This is a genomic window from Kutzneria sp. NPDC051319 (assembly GCF_040682195.1).
In the GTDB taxonomy this organism is placed as follows: Bacteria; Actinomycetota; Actinomycetes; order Mycobacteriales; family Pseudonocardiaceae; genus Kutzneria.
In genome coordinates this window covers 133,677-151,300 of the sequence record NZ_JBFBAM010000001.1, presented here as the reverse complement: position 1 = coordinate 151,300, position 17,624 = coordinate 133,677, and the positions used below count along the sequence as shown (strand labels likewise).

The window sequence follows — 17,624 nt, the reverse complement described above, 5'->3', positions numbered from 1 at the left end:
GCGAAGCGGGTAGGAGGGTGTCGACGATGAAGTCTTCCCTTGGTGCGGTTGTCGCGGTAGCCGCGTTGCTGGTGGTCAGCGGGTGTGCCAACCCGGAGGGCAGCGGTAGCGGCGGGCCGGGGACCACATCCGGCGGCGGGCAGCAGACCGCGTCCAACGCGGCCGGACCCACCTGCACGATCGACGCCTACGGCGCGACCAAGGTGGACTTCAGCAAGGCGATCGTGGGCTTCTCGCAGTCCGAGGCCGAGGCCAACCCGTTCCGGATCACCGAGACCCAGTCGATCACCGACGAGGCCCAGAAGCAGGGCGTGCAGCTGCTCAAGCGCAACGCCAACTCGAACCTGAGCCAGCAGATCTCCGACATCCAGGGCCTGCTGGCGCAGGGCGCGAACCTGCTCATCGTGGCCCCGCTGAACTCGGAGGGGCTGGAGCCGGCGCTGCAGGCGGCCCGGGACAAGCACGTGCCGGTGGTGACCATCGACCGCAAGCTGTCCTCGGCCACGGCCTGCAAGGACTACCTCACGTTCATCGGCTCGGACTTCGTGACCCAGGGCAAGCGGGCCGCGACCCAGCTGGTGAAGGTCACCAACGGCACGGCCAAGGTGGCGATCCTGCTCGGCGCCACCGGCAACAACGTGACCACGGACCGCACCAGCGGCTTCACCGACTACCTCAAGGCCAACGCCCCGAACGTGCAGGTCGTCGCCCAGCAGACCGGCGACTTCACCCGGGAGAAGGGCCAGTCGGTGACCGAGCAGCTGCTGCAGGCCCACCCGGAGATCACCGCGATCTACGCCGAGAACGACGAGATGGCCCTGGGCGCGGTCACCGCGATCAACGGCGCCGGCAAGAAGGCCGGCACCGACATCAAGGTCTTCTCGGTGGACGGCACCAAGAACGTGGTGCAGGACATCGTCAGCGGCACGATCAACGGGGACGTGGAGTCCAACCCGCGGTTCGGCCCGCTGGCCCTGTCCACGCTGAAGGACTTCCTCGACGGCAAGGCCATCCCGCAGACGATCACCATCCAGGACAAGGAGTACGACAGCTCCAACGCCGCCGCTCAGGTCGGCAACGCGTACTGAACGGCGCCGACCACCCGGCCAGCAGTGCGCGCTGGCCGGGTGGTCGCGTTCCTGGCAAGGAGGTCTGATTGCTGCAGGCAGTCGGGGTGAGCAAGCACTTCGCGGGCGTCCAGGCGCTGCGGGAGGTGGATTTCGAGCTGCGCCCCGGCCAGGTGCACACCCTGGTCGGCGAGAACGGCGCCGGCAAGTCGACCCTGATCAAGGTGCTCACCGGCGTCTACCAGCCCGATGCCGGCGAGCTGCTGCTGGACGGCGTGCCAGCGGCGTTCGGGCGTCCGCTGGACGCGCAGGCGGCCGGCATCAGCACGGTGTACCAGGAGGTCAACCTGGTGCCGTCGATGTCGGTGGCGCAGAACCTGTTCCTGGGCCACGAGCCGCGCAACCGGTTGGGGCTCATCGATTTCCCGGGCATGCAGGCGCAGGCCAGGCAGCTGCTGTCGGAGCTGGGCATCAGCGTGGATCCCCGGCGGGCGCTGCGCACGCTGGGCCTGGGCGTGCAGCAGATGATCGCGGTGGCCCGGGCGGTGCGGGCCAGGGCGAAGGTCGTGATCATGGACGAGCCCAGCTCGTCGCTCGAACCGCGTGAGGTGGAAACCCTTTTCGACGTGATCCGGCGGCTGCACGAGCGCGACGTGGCCGTGCTCTACGTCAGCCACCGCCTGGAAGAGCTGTACCAGATCTGCGACACCGTCACGGTTCTGCGTGACGGCCGTGTCGTCCACAGTGGACCGCTGGCCGAGATCGGCCGGCTGGAACTGGTGGCGACGATGCTCGGCCGCGAGCTGTCCGGGGAGCGCACGGTGTTCGCCGGCGAGCACGACAGCCGCGAGGCGACGGTGTTGAGCGGCAAGGGTTTGCGCCGCCGGACCGTGCTCGACGGGGTGGACCTGACCGTGCATCCCGGCGAGGTCGTCGGCCTGGGCGGCCTGCTGGGCTCCGGCCGCACCGAGACGATGAAGGCCCTGGTCGGGTTGCAACCGCTGGACGCCGGCGAGATCGAGGTGGCCGGCAAGAAGATCCGCGCGGGCTCGACGCCGGCGGCCATCCGGGCCGGCCTGGTGCTGGTGCCGGAGGACCGCAAGGCCGAGGGCATCATCCCCACTCTGTCCGTGCGGGAGAACATCGTGCTGGCCGCGCTGCCCCGGCTGTCGGTGGCCGGCGTCGTGTCCAAACGAAAGCAGCGCGAGATCGTCGACACGTTCATGCGGCGGCTGCGGATCAAGGCCGCCAGCCCCGAGCAGAAGGTGGGCGAGCTGTCCGGCGGCAACCAGCAGAAGGTGATGCTGGCCCGCTGGTTGGCCATGAGCCCCAAGGTGTTGCTGCTGGACGAGCCGACGCGGGGCATCGACGTCGGCGCGAAGGCCGAGGTGCAGGCGCTGGTGGACGAGCTGGCCGGGCAGGGCCTGGGCATCGTGATGGTGTCCAGCGACCTGGAGGAGCTGGTGGAGGGCGCGGACCGGGTGATCGTGCTGCGGGAAGGGGCGTCGGTGGCCGAGCTGACCGGCGACCAGGTCACGGTGGACGGCGTGATGGCGGTGATCGCCGATGACCATTAGCCCCCTGCTCAGAAGGACCGCCATCCGGGACTACGGCGTCTATCTGGCGCTGGTGGTCCTGGTCGTCATCAACGTCGTGATCACCCCCAACTTCCTGACCGGCGACAATCTCCGCACCCAGTTGGTGCAGGTGGTGCCGACGCTGGTGGTGGCGCTGGGCATGGCTCTGGTGATCGGCACCGAGGGCATCGACCTGTCGGTCGGCTCGGTGATGGCGATCGCCGCCGCGCTGCTGCCGCTCTATCTGGGTTACGGAGTGGTGGCGTCGATCCTGGTCTGCCTCATCGCCGGCGCCCTGGCCGGGCTCCTGAACGGCTCACTGGTCACATTCGCCGGCGTGCAACCAATTGTGGCGACGCTGGCGTTGCTCGTCGGCGGACGAGGGCTGGCGCTGGTGATCGCCAACGGGCAGCTCAAGCAGCTCTACAACCCGGACCTGCTGGCGCTGGGCTCGTCCTCGGTGATCGGCATCCCGCTGACCGTCCTGGTCGCGCTGGTGCTGGTGGTCGTCGTGGCGTTGCTGGTCGAGCGCACGACCTTCGGCCGGCAGCTGGTCGCGGTGGGCGGCAACCGCCGGGCGGCGGAGTTCGCCGGCCTGCCGGTGAAGCGGACGCTGCTGTCGGTGTACATGCTGTCCGGGGTGTTCGCGGCGATCGCCGGCGTGCTGGCCAGCGCCCGGCTGACCGCCAGCGACCCGTCCAGCCTCGGCCTGCTGATCGAGCTCTCCGCGATCACCGCCGTCGTGGTCGGCGGCACGCCGCTGACCGGCGGCCGGGTGCGGGTGATCGGCACCGTGGCCGGCGCGCTGCTGATGCAGCTGATCGCCGCCACGCTGATCAAGCACGACGTGCCGGCCTCGGTGACCCAGATGCTGGAGGCGGCGCTGATCGCCGCGGCCGTGCTGGTGCAGCGGGAAAGGAGGAGCGGGAAGTGATCGTCCGGCTGCAACGCCAGGGCGCGCTGGTCGTGCTCGTGATCCTGCTGGCCCTCGGCGGCCTGCTGTTCCGCACCTTCCTCACCACCTACACGCTGGGCAATCTGGCCGTGCAGGCCAGTTTCCTGGCCATGATCGCGCTCGGCATGACGCTGGTGATCATCAGCGGCGGCATCGACCTGTCGGTCGGCTCGGTGTACGCGCTGTCCGGTGTGCTCGCGGCGTACGGCTCGACGCGCTGGGGCCTGGCCGGCGCGCTGATCCTGCCGCTGGTGGTCAGCGCCGTGATCGGGCTCATCCAGGGCACGCTGATCGCCCGGCTGCGGATGGCGCCGTTCATCGTGACGTTGTGCGGGCTGCTGTTCGCCCGCGGCCTGCTCCAGCTGATCACCAGCGAGGGCTCGACCACCTACCTGGTGCCGGCCGGCTCCGCGTTCCGCTGGCTGGGCGACGGCACCGTGCTGGTGGTGATCGCCGTCGTCGCCTATCTGGCCGGAGGCCTTGTGCTGCAACGCACACCGTTCGGCATGCGGCTGTTCGCGGTGGGCGGCAACGAGGACGCGGCCTCGCTGATGGGACTACCGGTGGCCCGCACCAAGATCAGCGTGTACGTGATCTCCGGATTGCTGGCCGGCTGCGCCGGCGTGATGTCCGCCGCACAGCTGGGCTCCGGCGTGACGGTGATCGGGGTGGGGCTGGAGCTCAACGCCATCGCCGCGGTGGTGATCGGCGGCACCATGCTGACCGGCGGCAGCGGCGCGGTCAGCGGCACGCTGGCCGGGGTGGCCCTGCTGTTCGTGATCCAGGAGCTGATCAACCAGCTCGGGCGGTTCAACTCGAACATGCAGAACGTGGTCAGCGGCGCGGTGCTGGTGGTTGTCGTGGTGCTGCAGACCCTGTTGTCCCGGGCCCGGCGGTAACGCGGCGATGTGCCGGAGATCAGCCGCGCAGCAGCATCAGTTCGATCGGGTCCACCCGGTCGAAGTTGGCGCTGGCCGAGCGGCCCAGCTCGTCGGCCAGGGCCTGGTCGCCGCGGCCGGCCGCGCGCAGCGCCTCGGCCGCCAGGGCCAGGCCGTTCAGCAGCTCGATGCGGCTCTCGGCCGTGCCCTCATCGGCCGGAACCAGAGCGTCGAGCAGCACGTCCACCACGAGATCGGCGGCATCGGCCGCCTCGTGGAAGGTGGTCGCCATCACAGGACTCCCTCAGAAATGACCGGAGCCCCGCACGGGGGTGAGCGGGGCTCCGGCACCAGGCCCGCCGCTCAGGGGGGAGGGAGCGGCGGGAGTCTCGGTACGCGTTCCACGATACGACCGATCGGCCGCCATGGGCCAAAACATGGAGTAAATCACTGTGACCGGCGGCCCGGTTCCACATCGAGGGATCGGCTGACGGAGTCCGGCCTCGCGTGATGGGGTTGTCACGCAGTGTGCGTCCAAGGGAATTCTGACGAAGGGGTGGACGTGATGCGCGGGTACAGCCGGCGTGGATTCCTCGGGATGGCAGGCGGCGTCACCGCGGCCGGCCTGCTCGCGGCCTGCGGTTCGAACACCGGACGCGGCGGCGGAAGTGGCGGCGACACGATCGAGCAGTGGTACCACGCCTACGGCGAGACCGGGGTCCAGCAGGCGGTCGAGCGCTACGCCAAGGCGTACGACAAGGGCACGGTCCACGTGCAGTGGAATCCCGGCGACTACGACTCGAAGATCGCCAGCGCGCTGGCGGCCAGCAGCGGCCCGGACGTGTTCGAGTCCACACTGCGGGTGGACATGGTGCGCAGCAAGCAGATCGTGTCCCTGGACGACCTGCTGGGCGACGCCCGCAGTGACTTCACCGAGTCGGTGCTGGCCAGCCACACCGTGGACGGGCAGGTCTACGGCATCCCGCAGGCGGTGGACATGCAGATGCTGTTCTACCGCAAGAGCCTGCTGCAGAAAGCCGGGCTCCAGCCGCCGCGCAGCGTGGACGAGCTGATCGACGCGGCCCACAAACTGACCACCGGCAAGGTGAAGGGCCTGTTCCTCGGCAACGACGGCGGCGTCGGCGTGCTGGCCGGGCCGGCGCTGTGGTCGGCCGGCCTCGACTACCTCACCCCCGACAACAAGGTCGGCTTCGACGACCCGCTGGCCGCGGAGTCCGTCGGCAAGCTGCGAACCCTGTTCACCAGCAACAGCCTGCTGCTCGGCGCCCCGGCCGACTGGTCGGACCCGTCGGCGTTCACCCAGGGCCTGACCGCCATGCAGTGGACCGGACTGTGGACCGTGCCGGCCGTGCAGAAGGCGCTGGGCGACGACTTCGGCGTGCTGCCCTGGCCGGCGTTGAACGGCGCCGGCAAGGCCTCGGTGCCGTTCGGCGCGTACGGGTCGATGGTCAACGCCAAGAGCAAGAAGATCGACGCGGCCAAGGCCTACGTGAAGTGGCTGTGGATCGAGCGCGGCGACTACCAGCAGGACTTCGACCTCAGCTACGGCTTCCACATCCCGGCCCGCAAGAGCCTGGCGGCCAAGGCCGACAAGCTCAAGTCGGGGCCGGCCGCCGATGCCGTGCGCTTCGTGCAGGACCTGGGCAAGCCGTCCAACCCGCCGCCGTGGACGGCCAAGATGCAGCTCGCGCTGAGCGACTCCCTGAACAAGATCGTGCGCAGCGGCGGCAACGCGACCACCGAGCTGAAGAACACGGTGGCCCAGGTCCAGGACGAGCTGAAGCGACTCAACGGATGACCAGGCGCCAGCCATCGGTGCGATCCGCCGCGTTCTGGCTGTTCGTGGCCCCGTTCCTGATCGGGTTGCTGATCTTCAACTACATCCCGATCGGCTGGAGCGCCTATCTCAGCTTCTTCGACGCGCAGGGCACCGTCACCCCGGACACCTTCGTCGGCCTGAGCAACTACGCGGACATGCTGACCGGCCCGTTCGCGCAGAGCCTGCTGACCTTCAGCGTGTTCGCCCTGTTCATCGTGCCGCTGACGTTTGCCCTGGCCCTGGGCCTGGCGGTGGCGGTCAACCGGATCCGCTTCGCCCGCACGTTCTTCCGCTCGGTGTTCTTCCTGCCCACCGCCTGCTCGTACGTGGTGGCGGCCATGGTGTGGAAGCTGTCGCTGTTCAGCGGCGTGCGGTTCGGGCTGGCCAACACCGTGCTGGACTGGTTCGGGCAGGACCCGGTGGCCTGGCTGTCCAACCCCGATCCGCCCTGGTACTGGGTGGTGCTGGTGACGGCCCGGCTGTGGCTGCAGGTCGGCTTCTACATGATCCTGTTCATCGCCGGCCTCCAGCGCATCCCCGACTCGCTGTACGAGGCGGCCTTCGTGGACGGGGCCAAGCCGGGCTGGCAGGTGTTCCGGCACATCACCTTCCCGCAGCTGCGGCCCACCTCGATCGCGGTGTTGCTGCTCAGCCTGATCGCCGCCTACCAGGCGTTCGACGAGTTCTACAACCTGCTCGGCACCGCCCGCGGCTACCCCGACTTCGGCCGGCCGCCGCTGGTGTACCTGTACTACCTGGCGCTGGGGCAGACCCAGGACTACGGGCACGGCAGCGCCGGCGCGCTGATCCTGGCGCTGCTGATCGCCCTGGTCACACTGGCGCAGGGACGGCTGCTCGGCTTCGGACGACAGGAGGCCTGAGGCGTGGACAAGCAACCGGTCGGCCTGCGCCCCGGCGTCGTCGGCACCTCGCTGCGGTACCTGGCGCTGACCGTGGCGGCGCTGCTGTTCCTGCTGCCGTTCTACCTGATCGTCCGCAATGGACTGTCCACAGAGGCCGACATCACCTCGCCGGAATGGTCGCTGTTCCCGAGTTCCCTGCACTGGGAGAACATCACCGAGCTGTTCGACGACCCCAGCGTGCCGATGGCCCACGCGCTGTGGAACTCGCTGGTGATCGCCGTGTTGCAGACCGGGGGGCAGCTGCTGCTGGGGTCACTGTGCGGCTACGGGCTGGCCCGCATCCCGTACAAGCATGCGAACAAGATCTTCTACCTGATCGTGGCCACGCTCATGGTGCCGGCCGCGGTGACCTTCGTGCCGAGCTTCGTGCTGGTGTCGTCACTCGGCTGGGTGAGCTCGCTGCGTGGGCTGGTGATCCCGGGTCTGTTCGCCGGCTTCACGGCGTTCATGTTCCGGCAGTACTTCCTGTCCTTCCCCCGCGAGCTGGAGGAGGCCGCCCGCATCGACGGCCTCGGCTACTGGGGCACGTACTGGCGGATCGTGGTGCCCAACTCCGGCGGCTTCTTCGCGGCGGTGGCGGTGATCCAGTTCATCGGCAGCTGGAATGCCTTCCTCTGGCCGCTGGTGATAGGCCAGGACGAGGATGCCTGGACCGTCCAGGTGGCCATGTCCACGTTCCTCACGGCACAGAACGTGAACATCCATGAGCTTTTCGTGGCCGCCGCGGTGGGCATCCTGCCGTTGGTGCTGGTTTTCGTGGTCTTGCAGCGCTTCCTCGTTCGAGGCGTGGCCGAGACCGGCATCAAGGGCTGACCATGGCAGAGTAGGACCGAGCGCGTCGCCCCGAGGGCCGGTGGACACGATGACGATTCGGATCGACTCACCCGAGACGGTGGCGGCCGCCTTCACCCGGATCCGCCGTGAGCGCCCCGACCAGCCGATCCTCACCTACGTGGCCGACGACGGCGTGGCCGAGACGACCTGGACCGCCGACCAGCTGGGCCATCAGGCCGACCGGGTGGTGGCCGAGCTGCGGGCCCGCGGCCTGGAGGCCGGCGACCGGGCGCTGCTGGTGCACCTGCCGTCCCCCGACTTCGCGATCACCCTGCTGGGCTGCCTGGCCGCCGGCGTGGTGCCGGTGCCGGCGGCGCCGCCCAACCCGTTCACCATGCGGCACGACCTGGAGGCGTTCACCGCGATCGCCGGCAGCTCGGGCGCGCGGGCGGTGCTGACCCACGGGGCCTACGACCGGATCCGCACGACGGTCGGCGCCGGCCAGCTGTGGCCGGCGCTGCCCTGGCACCGAACGGACCGGGACAGACCCGAGGCCGACCGCGAGACCACCTGGCACCAACCGTCCACACTGGACGAACCGGCGCTGCTGACCTACACCTCCGGCTCCACCGGCTCCCCGCGCGGAGTCCTTGTCTCCCACCGCAACCTGCACTGCGAGCTGGCCCAGAACCTGGCCGACACCGACCTGCGCGGCCCGGCCACCCGGGCGGTGTCGTGGCTGCCGCACTTCCACGACCAGGGCCTGATCTCCATGACGCTGGGCGCGCTGGTCGGCAGCGGGCACGTGTACATGATGTCCCCCTTGGCCTTCCTGCACCGACCCACCGTGTGGCTGGACGTGGTGTCCCGGGTCGGCGCCACCCACACCGCGGCCCCGAACTTCGCCTACGACCTGATCGTGCGCAAGACCACCGAGCAGCAGCGGGCGTCGTGGGACCTGTCCGCCCTGCGGGTGGCCATGTGCGCCGCCGAGCCCATCCGAGCCTCCACAGTGGACGCTTTTGTGAAGGCGTTCGCCGTCTCCGGCCTTGCGCCCCATGCCTTCTACCCGGCGTACGGGCTGGCCGAGAACTCCGGCAGCATCACCATGGGCGGCGGCAGCGTGCTCCGCGTCGACCGGGACGCCCTCGACGGCAACTGGGTGGTGCCGGTGGCCGAGGGCTCGGTGACCCGCAGCGCCCGCTACGTCGGCTGCGGTCCCGTCACCAAGCCGGACACCACCCTGCTGATCGTCGATCCGGAGACGCGGCTGCCGTGCGCGCCCAACCGGGTCGGGGAGATCTGGGTCGACGGCCCGAGCAAGGCGCTGGGCTACTACGGGCTGCCGGCCGAGACCGCCGAGACGTTCCGGGCCACGCTGGCCGATGACAGTGAGGGCGAGTTCCTGCGCACCGGCGATCTCGGCTTCCTGCACGACGGCGAGCTCTTCGTCACCGGGCGGCTCAAGGACCTGATCATCGTGCACGGCCTCAACCACTACCCCCAGGACATCGAGGACAGCGTCCGCGGCTGCCACGCGGCGGTGCGGGCCGGCGGCGTCGCGGCGTTCGCCGTGACCACCGGGGAGGACGAGCCCACCGGGGAGCGACTGGTGCTGTTCGTCGAACTGCGGCAGCGGCGGCCGAGCGAGGCCGTGATCGACGAGGTGGTGCGGGCCGTGCGGCGGGCCGTGTACGGGGACCACCGGCTGGCCTGTCACACCGTGGTGCTCGGGCTGAACGGCCTGGTCAGGAAGACCACCAGCGGCAAGGTGCGGCGGCAGGCGTGCCGCGAGGCGTTCGAATCCGGCCTGGTGCGCGGCGAGCCGACGACCGTGGCCGTCTCCATCCTGCACTAGGGTCGCTCGGTCGAGTGATTTTTTGGGAGGCGGGCGGATGGAGCGGCCTACGTGGGCCCCGGGTGAGGTCGACCTGGAACGGCCGAGCGCGGCCCGGGTCTACGACTACTACCTCGGCGGCTACCACAACCTCGCCGTCGACCGGGAGTTCGCCGAACAGGCCATGCTCGCCATGCCCGAGCTGCCGCTGATCATGCGCACCAACCGGGCCTTCCTGCGGCGCTCCGTGCGACACCTGGTGTCACAGGGCGTCCGGCAGTTCCTCGACCTCGGCTCCGGCATCCCCACCGTCGGCAACGTGCACGAGATCGCCCAGGCGGCCGCCCCCGAGTCACGCGTGGTCTACGTGGACAAGGACCCCGTCGCCGTGGCGCACAGCCAGGTGATGTTGGAGGGCAACGCCGGCGCCGGCGTGCTGCTGGCCGACATGCGTGACGTGCAGTCCGTGCTGGCCGACGAGGCCGTAGCCCGGCTCATCGACCCGGCCGAGCCCGTCGGGGTGCTGATGTTCGCGGTGCTGCACTTCGTCGACACCGACAAGATGGCCCGCGACACCGTGCGGGGCTACATGGCCGCCGTGCCCTCGGGCAGCTACCTCGTGGTCTCCCACGGCACGCACGAGGTCGTCGGCGAGCGGGGCAAGCAGGTGGAACGCCTCTACACCCGCACCGACAACCCCTTCTACCCCCGCAACCAGGCCCAGGTCAGCGCCCTGGCCGACGGCCTGGAGCTGATCGAGCCCGGCGTGGTCTACCTGCCTTCGTGGCGCCCGGACTCCCCTGAAGAGGTCGAGGACCACCCCGAGAAGTCCAGCACCTACGCCATGGTCGCCCGCAAGCCCTAAAGCCCGGTTCGCGCCCGGGCCGGCCGCCGCCGCCCTCTGCCGCACGCACCCCCACCCCCCGATTTTTGCCACATGTGGCTGGGAGTCGAATGTGGCGATCGGGTGTGCGCGAAAGCGTGTTTCGGTGTGACGCTGGGCGGGACTCGCGGGGGTTTACGCAGTTCGGCCGAGGTGGATGGGGCGGTGCTCGGCCATGAGGCGCTCCATCTTGTCGAGGGCGCGGCTGGCGGTGGACTTCACGGCACCCTGGGAGATGCTGGTGGCGCGGGCGATCTCGGCCTCGGTCATGCCGCCGTAGTAACGCAGCACCAGCACCTCACGCTGCCGGGGCGCGAGCTGCGCCAAAGCGTCCATCACGGCCTGCTGGTCGGTGGTCAGCATGGCCAGCGACTCGGCGGACCGGGCCGGCACCTCGTGCGGCGGCACGTAGTCGCGGGCGCGCTTGCGGCGACGGAGCATGGACCGGCTGCCGTTCACCACGGCGGCCGACAGATACGCGGCAGCCGACGACTCGTCGCGCAGACCGCCCCAGTTGCGGTGCAGTGCCGCGAACGCGTCCTGGACGACGTCCTCGGCGCTGGCCATGTCGTCGACCAGCTTGCGGGCCAGACCGAGCAGACGGACCCGGTGCTGCCGGTACAGGTCTTCCAGCGTCAGCGGCTGTCGGATGGACGGAACGGACCTGAGCTGCGTTTGCTGCATGGCCCAAACGATCGCCGACGGGTGTCCGCATCCCATGCTGACTGTGTCACAGCCGTGTCACAGTGCTTGATGGCGCGCCTTCGGCGTCGCGTGCTCGGCCCCTTTTAAGCCCCTGCCTCGCCCTTGCTGGATTTTTCGAGGCCCGCAGCGGCTTGGTGGTGGGGCGAGTTGGATGGCGGACCTCGAAAAATCCAGCAACCGGGCGAAGCAGGGGCGGGGCCGAGCATTCTCTGGTCGAACGGCAGAAGGGCATAGGTGACGGCGATTCGCCGGTCGAACGGCAGAAAGGGGGCAGGTGACGGCGATTCGTCGGTTGAACGGCAGAAAGGGGGCAGGTGGGGGCGACTCGCCGGTCGAACGGCAGAAAGGGGGCAGGTGAGGGCGATCGTCGGTCGGAGGGGAAGTGCAGGTGAGGGCGATCGCCGGTCGGAAGGGGAAAGTGCAGGTGAGGGCGATCGCCGGTCGGAGAGGGAAAGTGCAGGTGAGGGCGGCTCAGCCGCTCGTGTGGTGGGCGCAGCCGTTCGGGGTGAGCGCAGCCGGTGGGGGCTCAGCCGCCGGGGGTGGGGCGCATGGGGGGCTGGCGGCCGGTGCCGCGGTATTCGGGCCAGTACTCGAAGTGCCACCATTCGTTGGCATATGTCCGATACAGGCCGAAGCGGTCGCCGTTGCGCTCCAGCCAGCGGGCGCCCTCGGTCGGTCGGACGTCCAGTGCCCGGCCCCGAACATGCGAGGACTCCTCGGGTGGCAGCACCCACTGCCGGGCGGCGCTCTCGGACCCGTAGCTGCGCACCGCTTCCTCGAACAGTTCGCGCTGCTCGGCGTACATTCGGTGACCGGAGGTGAGGCCGATGAGCTCGGCGTCATGCCACAGCGCGGCGCAGCGGGCCGCGATGAACGCCGCCCGCGTGCCGGGCGTAAGTCCGGTCAGATCCTCGAACGGATACCGCACCCGGAAGGCCCATTCACATGCCCGTTCGCGCACTCTGCCGCCGCCGGTGACCAGGGCGGCCAGCGGCAGCAGCACGGTCGCCACCAGCACGGTCAGGTGGCGATAGGCATGATCGCGGCGGCGAACCGGCATCTGCCCGACCAGTTGCTCGCCCCCACGTCGGCGGCGCACGTACGTCACTCCCACGTCCTCGGCACGTCATGGTTTCGCTACAAGAGCCCGCGGCAAGGGCTTACGGCCAGCGTCGCCGCGACCATAACCGAATAATCTTCGATCGTGTCCAGGGTTCTGTTGATAGAGGACGACCGTGCAGTGCGCGAGGGCTTGCAGCTGGCCCTGCGCCGGCAGGGCCACACCATCCACGCCGCCGAGTCCGGTGAGGAAGGTCTCACCCGGCTGCGGGCGGAGGCGCCGGACATCGTCGTGCTCGACCTGATGCTGCCGGGCATCGACGGCTTCGAGGTGTGCCGGCGGATCAGGGCGCTGGGCGACACCCCGATCATCATGCTGACCGCACGCAGCGACGACTTCGACATCGTCGGCGGCCTGGAGGCCGGCGCGGACGACTACGTGGTCAAGCCGGTGCAGCCGCGGGTGCTGGACGCCCGCATCCGCGCGGTGCTGCGCCGCACCGGAGCCGAGCGCTCCGAGCAGGAGAAGCACGGGAAACTGGTCATCGACCGGGCGGCGCTGGTGGTCACCAAGGACGGTGCGCAGATCGGCCTGACCCCGACCGAGCTGCGGCTGCTGCTGGAGCTGTCCGGCACGCCGGGCCGCGTGCTCAGCCGCCAACAGCTGCTGGAAGCGGTCTGGGAGCACGACTACCTGGGCGATTCCCGCCTGGTCGACGCCTGCGTGCAGCGGCTGCGGTCCAAGATCGAGGACAACGCGGCCGACCCGCTCTACGTGCAGACCGTGCGCGGCTTTGGCTACCGGTTCGGCCCGGTATGAGCCGGCTGCGGCGGTTCCTCGGGGTGGCGTGGGGCCTGCGCCCCCGCCTGGTCGTCGCGTTCGTGCTGATCGCCGCCATCAGCGCCGCGGCGGCGTCCGGCGCGATCTACGTGGCCGCCCGGCGCACGATCGAGACCGACGCCACCAACTCCGTGGTGCTGCCGATGATCGACCGGATGAAGCAGTGGACCCACCAGAAGCTGCCGCCGCGGCAGGACGACCTGAACGGCATGGCCAACTCCGCCAACAGCGACGCCATCGCGATCTACCAGGACATGCGTTCCGAGCACAGCAACTTCGACATGTCCGCGGTCACGCCGGAGATGCGCGACGAGATGCGCAACGGCCACGCGGTGCTCTGGCAGCGCATCGACTACAAGGGCCTGCCGATGATGGTCGTCGGCATCCCGATCCTGGCCTGGCAGACCGACAACACGTGGAAGTCCTCCGGCCTTGAGGTCTACGCCCTGGTCAGCATGAGCGACCAGCAGACGGCCGTCGAGGAGCTGGCCACCAGCGCCTGGTTGTACGGCTCGCTGGCCGCCCTGTTCGCGGTGATCGTCGCGCTGGTGGCCGCCCGCGGTGTGCTGCGGCCGGTCCGCCGACTGGGCATCACCGCGCGCCAGCTCGGCGAGGGCGACCTGTCGGCCCGGCTGACCGTGCGCGGCAACGACGAGATGGCCGAGCTGGCCCGGACGTTCAACGACACCGCCGCCGCGCTGGAGCAGCACGTCGGCCAGCTGCGGCGGATGGAGGCCGACGCGCGACGCTTCGTCGCCGACGTGTCGCACGAGCTGCGCACGCCGCTGGCCGCGATGACCGCCGTCACCGACGTGCTGGACGAGGAGGCCCCGCAGCTCGGCGACGACGCCGGGCAGGCGGCGCGGCTGGTCAGCCAGGAGACCCGCAAGCTGACCCGGCTGGTCGAGGACCTGATGGAGGTCTCCCGGTTCGACGCCGGCGCGGCCAAGCTGGCGTTGGACGACATCGACGTGGCCAGCGCGATCGGGGCGACGCTGCGGGCGCGGGGCTGGCTGGGCCGGGTCCACGCCGAGCTGCCGGCGGGTGTGATCGCCCGGCTCGACCCGCGCCGGCTGGACGTGATCGTGGCCAATCTCGTCGGCAACGCGCTCAAGCACGGCGCGCCGCCGGTGCAGATGCGGCTGTGGGCCAACCACGACTGGATCGAGCTGCGGGTCGCCGACAACGGCCCCGGCCTGCCCCCGGAGGTGCTGCCGCACGTGTTCGACCGGTTCTACAAGGCCGACTTCTCCCGAGCCCGGTCCGAGGGCAGCGGCCTGGGCCTGGCCATCGCCTGGGAGAACGCGCGACTGCACAGCGTCGGCCACCTCCATGGCAGTCTGGAGGCGGCCAATCGTCCGGAAGGAGGCGCGGTGTTCACCCTCCGCCTGCCCCGCGTGATGGATGAGGAACCGGTGTGACGCGCAGGAACGGCCTGGTCAGCCTGGTCTCGCTGGCGGTGACCGGCGCGGTCGTCGGCCTGCTCGTGGTGGGCTGCGGCATCCGGCCGACCACCGTGATCCACGGCCAGGACGCGCCGCAGGGCGCGATCACCAGCCTGGTCGTCTACCTGATCGACCACGGCACGCTGCGGGCCGTGGCCCGGCCGCTGCCGCCGACCCCGACGACGAACCCGGACAGCACCAACAAGATCACTCCCTACGTGCCGCCCGAGCAACAGGCGCTCAGCGAGCTGGTGGCGGGGCCGAACGCCACCGAGGCAGCCGCCGGCATGACCAGCGAGGTGCCGCACAACGTGTTCGCCACCGTCGCCCAGCGCCAGGGCGAGAGCCCGGGCAACGTCGTCACCGTGTTCGTCAAGACGTCCTCCGAGGAGTCGCTGTCCAAGAACGCGGTGGACCAGATCGCCTGCACGGTGATCACCGCCCTGGCCGTCAACAGCTACAGCGACGCCAAGCCCAGATACCAGGTGGCGGTGTTCGACAGCGGCAGCGAGCCGCGGCCACCCCAGGGCTGCCCGCTCGACACCCCGTAACCTGGAAGTCGTGCCGAAGATCACCGGCAGGTCGTTGGGCGAACACCGGGAACGCACCCGGGAACGGATCTTCGCGGCGCTGTCGACACTGATGTACCAGCGCGGCTTCGACGCGATCTCGCTCGCCGACATCGCGGCGGCGGCCGAGGTGGGCCGCACGGCGATGTACAACTACTTCGCCGACAAGGAGTCGCTGCTGCTGGCCTACGCCGAGCACGCCACCGAGCAGTACATGGCCGAGCTGGTCTCGGCGCTGTCCGGGGTGCGCGATCCGGTCGACGGCCTGGCCACCTACGTGCGCAGCCAGCTGCGGCACGTCGCCCGCAACCACCTGCCGCCCGGCACCGCCTTGCGGTCGCTGATGTCCGAGCAGACCTACCGTCACATGATCGAGCACGTCAGCGCGCTGGAGCTGATCCTGCGCGGCATCCTGGCCGCCGGCATCCGCGAGGGCCTGCTGCCCGACGACGACGTGGACACCCTGGTCGGGCTGGTCACCGCCTGCATCAGCGGCCGCACCGTCGCCGAGCTGTCCGGGCCCGAGCTCGACCACGCCGTCGAGTCCACCGTGCGCTTCGTGCTACGCGGAGTGGGCGCTTTTTATGACGACCTGTCGTCACAATCTTGACGACACCGCGTCGGCATCAGCAGACTCGCAGGCGTGACCTTCTCCGCGACCCTCCGGGCCGAGACGATGGCCGACCACCAGGTGGCCAACGGCGCCGAATTCGTGCGTGTGCTGTTCGACAAGCAGCTGAGTCTCGCCGGCTTCGCCGCCCTCGTGGCCCAGCACTACTTCATCTACCGGGTGTTGGAAGAGGCCACCGACGCGATGGCCGACGACCCGGTGGCCGGCCCCTTCGCCCGTCCCGAGCTGCGGCGACTGCCCTCGTTGGAGCAGGACCTCGCCCACCTCTACGGGCCCGAGTGGGCGACCGTCATCGAGCCCGGCCCGGCCACCGTCGCCTACACCGACCGGCTGCGTGAGGTCGCCTTCACCTGGCCCGGCGGCTTCGTGGCCCATCACTACACCCGCTACCTCGGCGACATCTCCGGCGGGCAGGCCGTCGGCGCCGTCACCGAGCGTCAGCACGGCCTCGTCGACCACGCCGGCACGCGGTTCTACGTCTTCGACCAGATCCCCGACCGCAAGGCCTTCAAGGCCCGGTACCACGAGCTGCTCGACACCGCCCCGTGGGACGAGGCCGAGCGCGAGCGGGTCATCGAGGAGTCCCGCATCGCCTACCGCCACAACGCCGCGGTCTTCACCGACCTGGAACGCCACCTGCCCCAGTACCTCGTCGCCTCCTGACGTTCGGAAGGGACCATTCCTCCACTCGGAGTGGAGGAATGGTCCCTTCCCAGCGTTTAGGTAATGGTGGCGGTTACCTCGGCGGGCACGCTGCTTTCAGTCGGTCACGCGGCTTTTGGGTGGGGGCGGTAGCTGTCCACGTATTCCTGGCCGGTGAGCTCCAGGATGGCGTACATGATCTCGTCGGTGACGGCCCGGTGGATCATGGTCGACTCGGCCATGCCCTCGTAGCGGGAGAAGTCCAGCGGCTTGCCGAACCGGATGGTCATCGGACGGATGCGGGGCAGGCCCCGACCGTTCTTCTGGACCTGGTCGGTGCCGATCACGCCGACGGGGATCACCGGGGCGCCGGTCGCGAGGGCGATCCGGGCCACGCCGGCGTGGCCGCGGTAGAGCCGGCCGTCCGGCGAGCGGGTGCCCTCGGGGTAGATGGCGAAGGCGCCGCCCTTGTTCAGCACCTCCTCGGCCGTGTCCAGGGCCGCCCGCGCCGCGCGGCCGCTGCCGCGCTGGACGGGGATGTGCCCGAGGCCGCCGAAGAAGCCGCGCATCAGCGCGCCCTTGACGCCCTTGCCCTCGAAGTACTCGGCCTTGGCCAGGAAGTTCACCCGACGGGGAACCACCATCGGGATGACGATGCTGTCCACGAACGCCAGGTGGTTGCTGGCAAGCATCACCGCGCCGGTGGCCGGAATGTTCTCCAGACCCTCGACCTTGGGGCGGTAGACCGCCCGGCCCAACCGTCCCGCAACCCGCTTCATGAACCAGTACAGCAAAACACGACCTCCGCGCCGCCCACGATGCCGCATGGATTTTGTCATGTTCAACGCTGGTGAAGGCACGACAGTGCCAGTGCTGTCCGTCACGGGGTACCCCAGTACTGGTTTTGGAACCCGCCCGCGGCCCGGACTTCGCAAACTGGCAACCGACCAGGGCCCCCGGGCGTAACCTTCGGCGACAACCACTTGGCGAAGGGTGGT

Annotated in this window: 18 protein-coding genes; 14 read left to right on the top strand and 4 right to left on the bottom strand. The window is 69.8% G+C overall.

What is annotated here, in order from left to right:
* The first annotated feature begins 26 nt into the window (after positions 1 to 26).
* From AB0M73_RS00690 to AB0M73_RS00675, 4 genes are all read left to right on the top strand, one after another.
* Positions 27 to 1,088 (top strand): ABC transporter substrate-binding protein, encoded by a 1,062-nt coding sequence (locus AB0M73_RS00690; protein WP_363885258.1) that lies wholly within the window; start codon positions 27 to 29, stop codon positions 1,086 to 1,088.
* 68 nt (positions 1,089 to 1,156) lie between these two features.
* On the top strand, positions 1,157 to 2,644 hold the full coding sequence (locus AB0M73_RS00685; protein ID WP_363885256.1) for a sugar ABC transporter ATP-binding protein: 1,488 nt from the start codon (positions 1,157 to 1,159) through the stop codon (positions 2,642 to 2,644).
* Positions 2,634 to 3,578 carry an ABC transporter permease gene (locus AB0M73_RS00680; protein ID WP_363885254.1) on the top strand — a complete coding sequence of 315 codons (945 nt, stop codon included), beginning with the start codon at positions 2,634 to 2,636 and terminating at the stop codon, positions 3,576 to 3,578. The genes AB0M73_RS00685 and AB0M73_RS00680 overlap by 11 nt, the downstream gene beginning before the upstream one ends.
* Positions 3,575 to 4,498, top strand: a complete 924-nt coding sequence (locus tag AB0M73_RS00675) for an ABC transporter permease (RefSeq protein WP_363885252.1) — start codon at positions 3,575 to 3,577, stop codon at positions 4,496 to 4,498. The genes AB0M73_RS00680 and AB0M73_RS00675 overlap by 4 nt, the downstream gene beginning before the upstream one ends.
* 19 nt (positions 4,499 to 4,517) lie before the next feature.
* On the opposite strand, the gene AB0M73_RS00670 is transcribed toward AB0M73_RS00675, so the two are convergent.
* Positions 4,518 to 4,769 (bottom strand): hypothetical protein, encoded by a 252-nt coding sequence (locus tag AB0M73_RS00670; protein ID WP_043722196.1) that lies wholly within the window; start codon positions 4,767 to 4,769, stop codon positions 4,518 to 4,520.
* Between the two features lie 273 nt (positions 4,770 to 5,042).
* Between AB0M73_RS00670 and AB0M73_RS00665 the strand changes: the two genes are divergently transcribed.
* From AB0M73_RS00665 to AB0M73_RS00645, 5 genes are all read left to right on the top strand, one after another.
* Positions 5,043 to 6,296, top strand: a complete 1,254-nt coding sequence (locus AB0M73_RS00665; RefSeq protein ID WP_363885249.1) for a sugar ABC transporter substrate-binding protein — start codon at positions 5,043 to 5,045, stop codon at positions 6,294 to 6,296.
* Complete coding sequence (locus AB0M73_RS00660) at positions 6,293 to 7,198, top strand: sugar ABC transporter permease (protein WP_363885247.1); 906 nt, start codon at positions 6,293 to 6,295, stop codon at positions 7,196 to 7,198. Before AB0M73_RS00665 ends, AB0M73_RS00660 begins: the two co-directional genes overlap by 4 nt.
* Before the next feature lie 72 nt (positions 7,199 to 7,270).
* On the top strand, positions 7,271 to 8,053 hold the full coding sequence (locus tag AB0M73_RS00655) for a carbohydrate ABC transporter permease (RefSeq protein WP_363885667.1): 783 nt from the start codon (positions 7,271 to 7,273) through the stop codon (positions 8,051 to 8,053).
* A 49-nt stretch (positions 8,054 to 8,102) separates the two neighbouring features.
* Positions 8,103 to 9,872 (top strand): fatty acyl-AMP ligase, encoded by a 1,770-nt coding sequence (locus AB0M73_RS00650; protein WP_363885245.1) that lies wholly within the window; start codon positions 8,103 to 8,105, stop codon positions 9,870 to 9,872.
* Between the two features lie 37 nt (positions 9,873 to 9,909).
* Complete coding sequence (locus tag AB0M73_RS00645; protein WP_363885243.1) at positions 9,910 to 10,716, top strand: SAM-dependent methyltransferase; 807 nt, start codon at positions 9,910 to 9,912, stop codon at positions 10,714 to 10,716.
* A 153-nt stretch (positions 10,717 to 10,869) separates the two neighbouring features.
* Here AB0M73_RS00645 and AB0M73_RS00640 read toward each other — a convergent pair whose 3' ends face one another.
* Positions 10,870 to 11,418, bottom strand: coding sequence for a SigE family RNA polymerase sigma factor (locus tag AB0M73_RS00640; RefSeq protein WP_363885241.1), 549 nt, complete (start codon positions 11,416 to 11,418; stop codon positions 10,870 to 10,872).
* 547 nt (positions 11,419 to 11,965) lie between these two features.
* Positions 11,966 to 12,547 carry a D-alanyl-D-alanine carboxypeptidase family protein gene (locus AB0M73_RS00635; RefSeq protein WP_232241079.1) on the bottom strand — a complete coding sequence of 194 codons (582 nt, stop codon included), beginning with the start codon at positions 12,545 to 12,547 and terminating at the stop codon, positions 11,966 to 11,968.
* Between the two features lie 96 nt (positions 12,548 to 12,643).
* Between AB0M73_RS00635 and AB0M73_RS00630 the strand changes: the two genes are divergently transcribed.
* The 5 genes from AB0M73_RS00630 to AB0M73_RS00610 are packed head-to-tail and all read left to right on the top strand — an operon-like array spanning position 12,644 to position 16,647.
* Positions 12,644 to 13,318, top strand: coding sequence for a response regulator transcription factor (locus AB0M73_RS00630; protein ID WP_198047380.1), 675 nt, complete (start codon positions 12,644 to 12,646; stop codon positions 13,316 to 13,318).
* Positions 13,315 to 14,760, top strand: coding sequence for a HAMP domain-containing sensor histidine kinase (locus AB0M73_RS00625; protein ID WP_363885238.1), 1,446 nt, complete (start codon positions 13,315 to 13,317; stop codon positions 14,758 to 14,760). The genes AB0M73_RS00630 and AB0M73_RS00625 overlap by 4 nt, the downstream gene beginning before the upstream one ends.
* A complete protein-coding gene (locus AB0M73_RS00620; protein ID WP_363885237.1) occupies positions 14,757 to 15,335 on the top strand; it encodes a hypothetical protein in 579 nt (192 codons plus the stop codon). The genes AB0M73_RS00625 and AB0M73_RS00620 overlap by 4 nt, the downstream gene beginning before the upstream one ends.
* Before the next feature lie 10 nt (positions 15,336 to 15,345).
* Positions 15,346 to 15,963 carry a TetR/AcrR family transcriptional regulator gene (locus AB0M73_RS00615; protein WP_043722177.1) on the top strand — a complete coding sequence of 206 codons (618 nt, stop codon included), beginning with the start codon at positions 15,346 to 15,348 and terminating at the stop codon, positions 15,961 to 15,963.
* Positions 15,964 to 15,996: 33 nt separating this feature from the next.
* Positions 15,997 to 16,647 (top strand): biliverdin-producing heme oxygenase, encoded by a 651-nt coding sequence (locus tag AB0M73_RS00610; protein WP_363885234.1) that lies wholly within the window; start codon positions 15,997 to 15,999, stop codon positions 16,645 to 16,647.
* 104 nt (positions 16,648 to 16,751) lie between these two features.
* Here the strand turns inward: AB0M73_RS00610 and AB0M73_RS00605 are convergent, their stop codons facing one another.
* Positions 16,752 to 17,420 carry a lysophospholipid acyltransferase family protein gene (locus tag AB0M73_RS00605; RefSeq protein WP_043722171.1) on the bottom strand — a complete coding sequence of 223 codons (669 nt, stop codon included), beginning with the start codon at positions 17,418 to 17,420 and terminating at the stop codon, positions 16,752 to 16,754.
* Positions 17,421 to 17,624 lie beyond the last annotated feature (204 nt).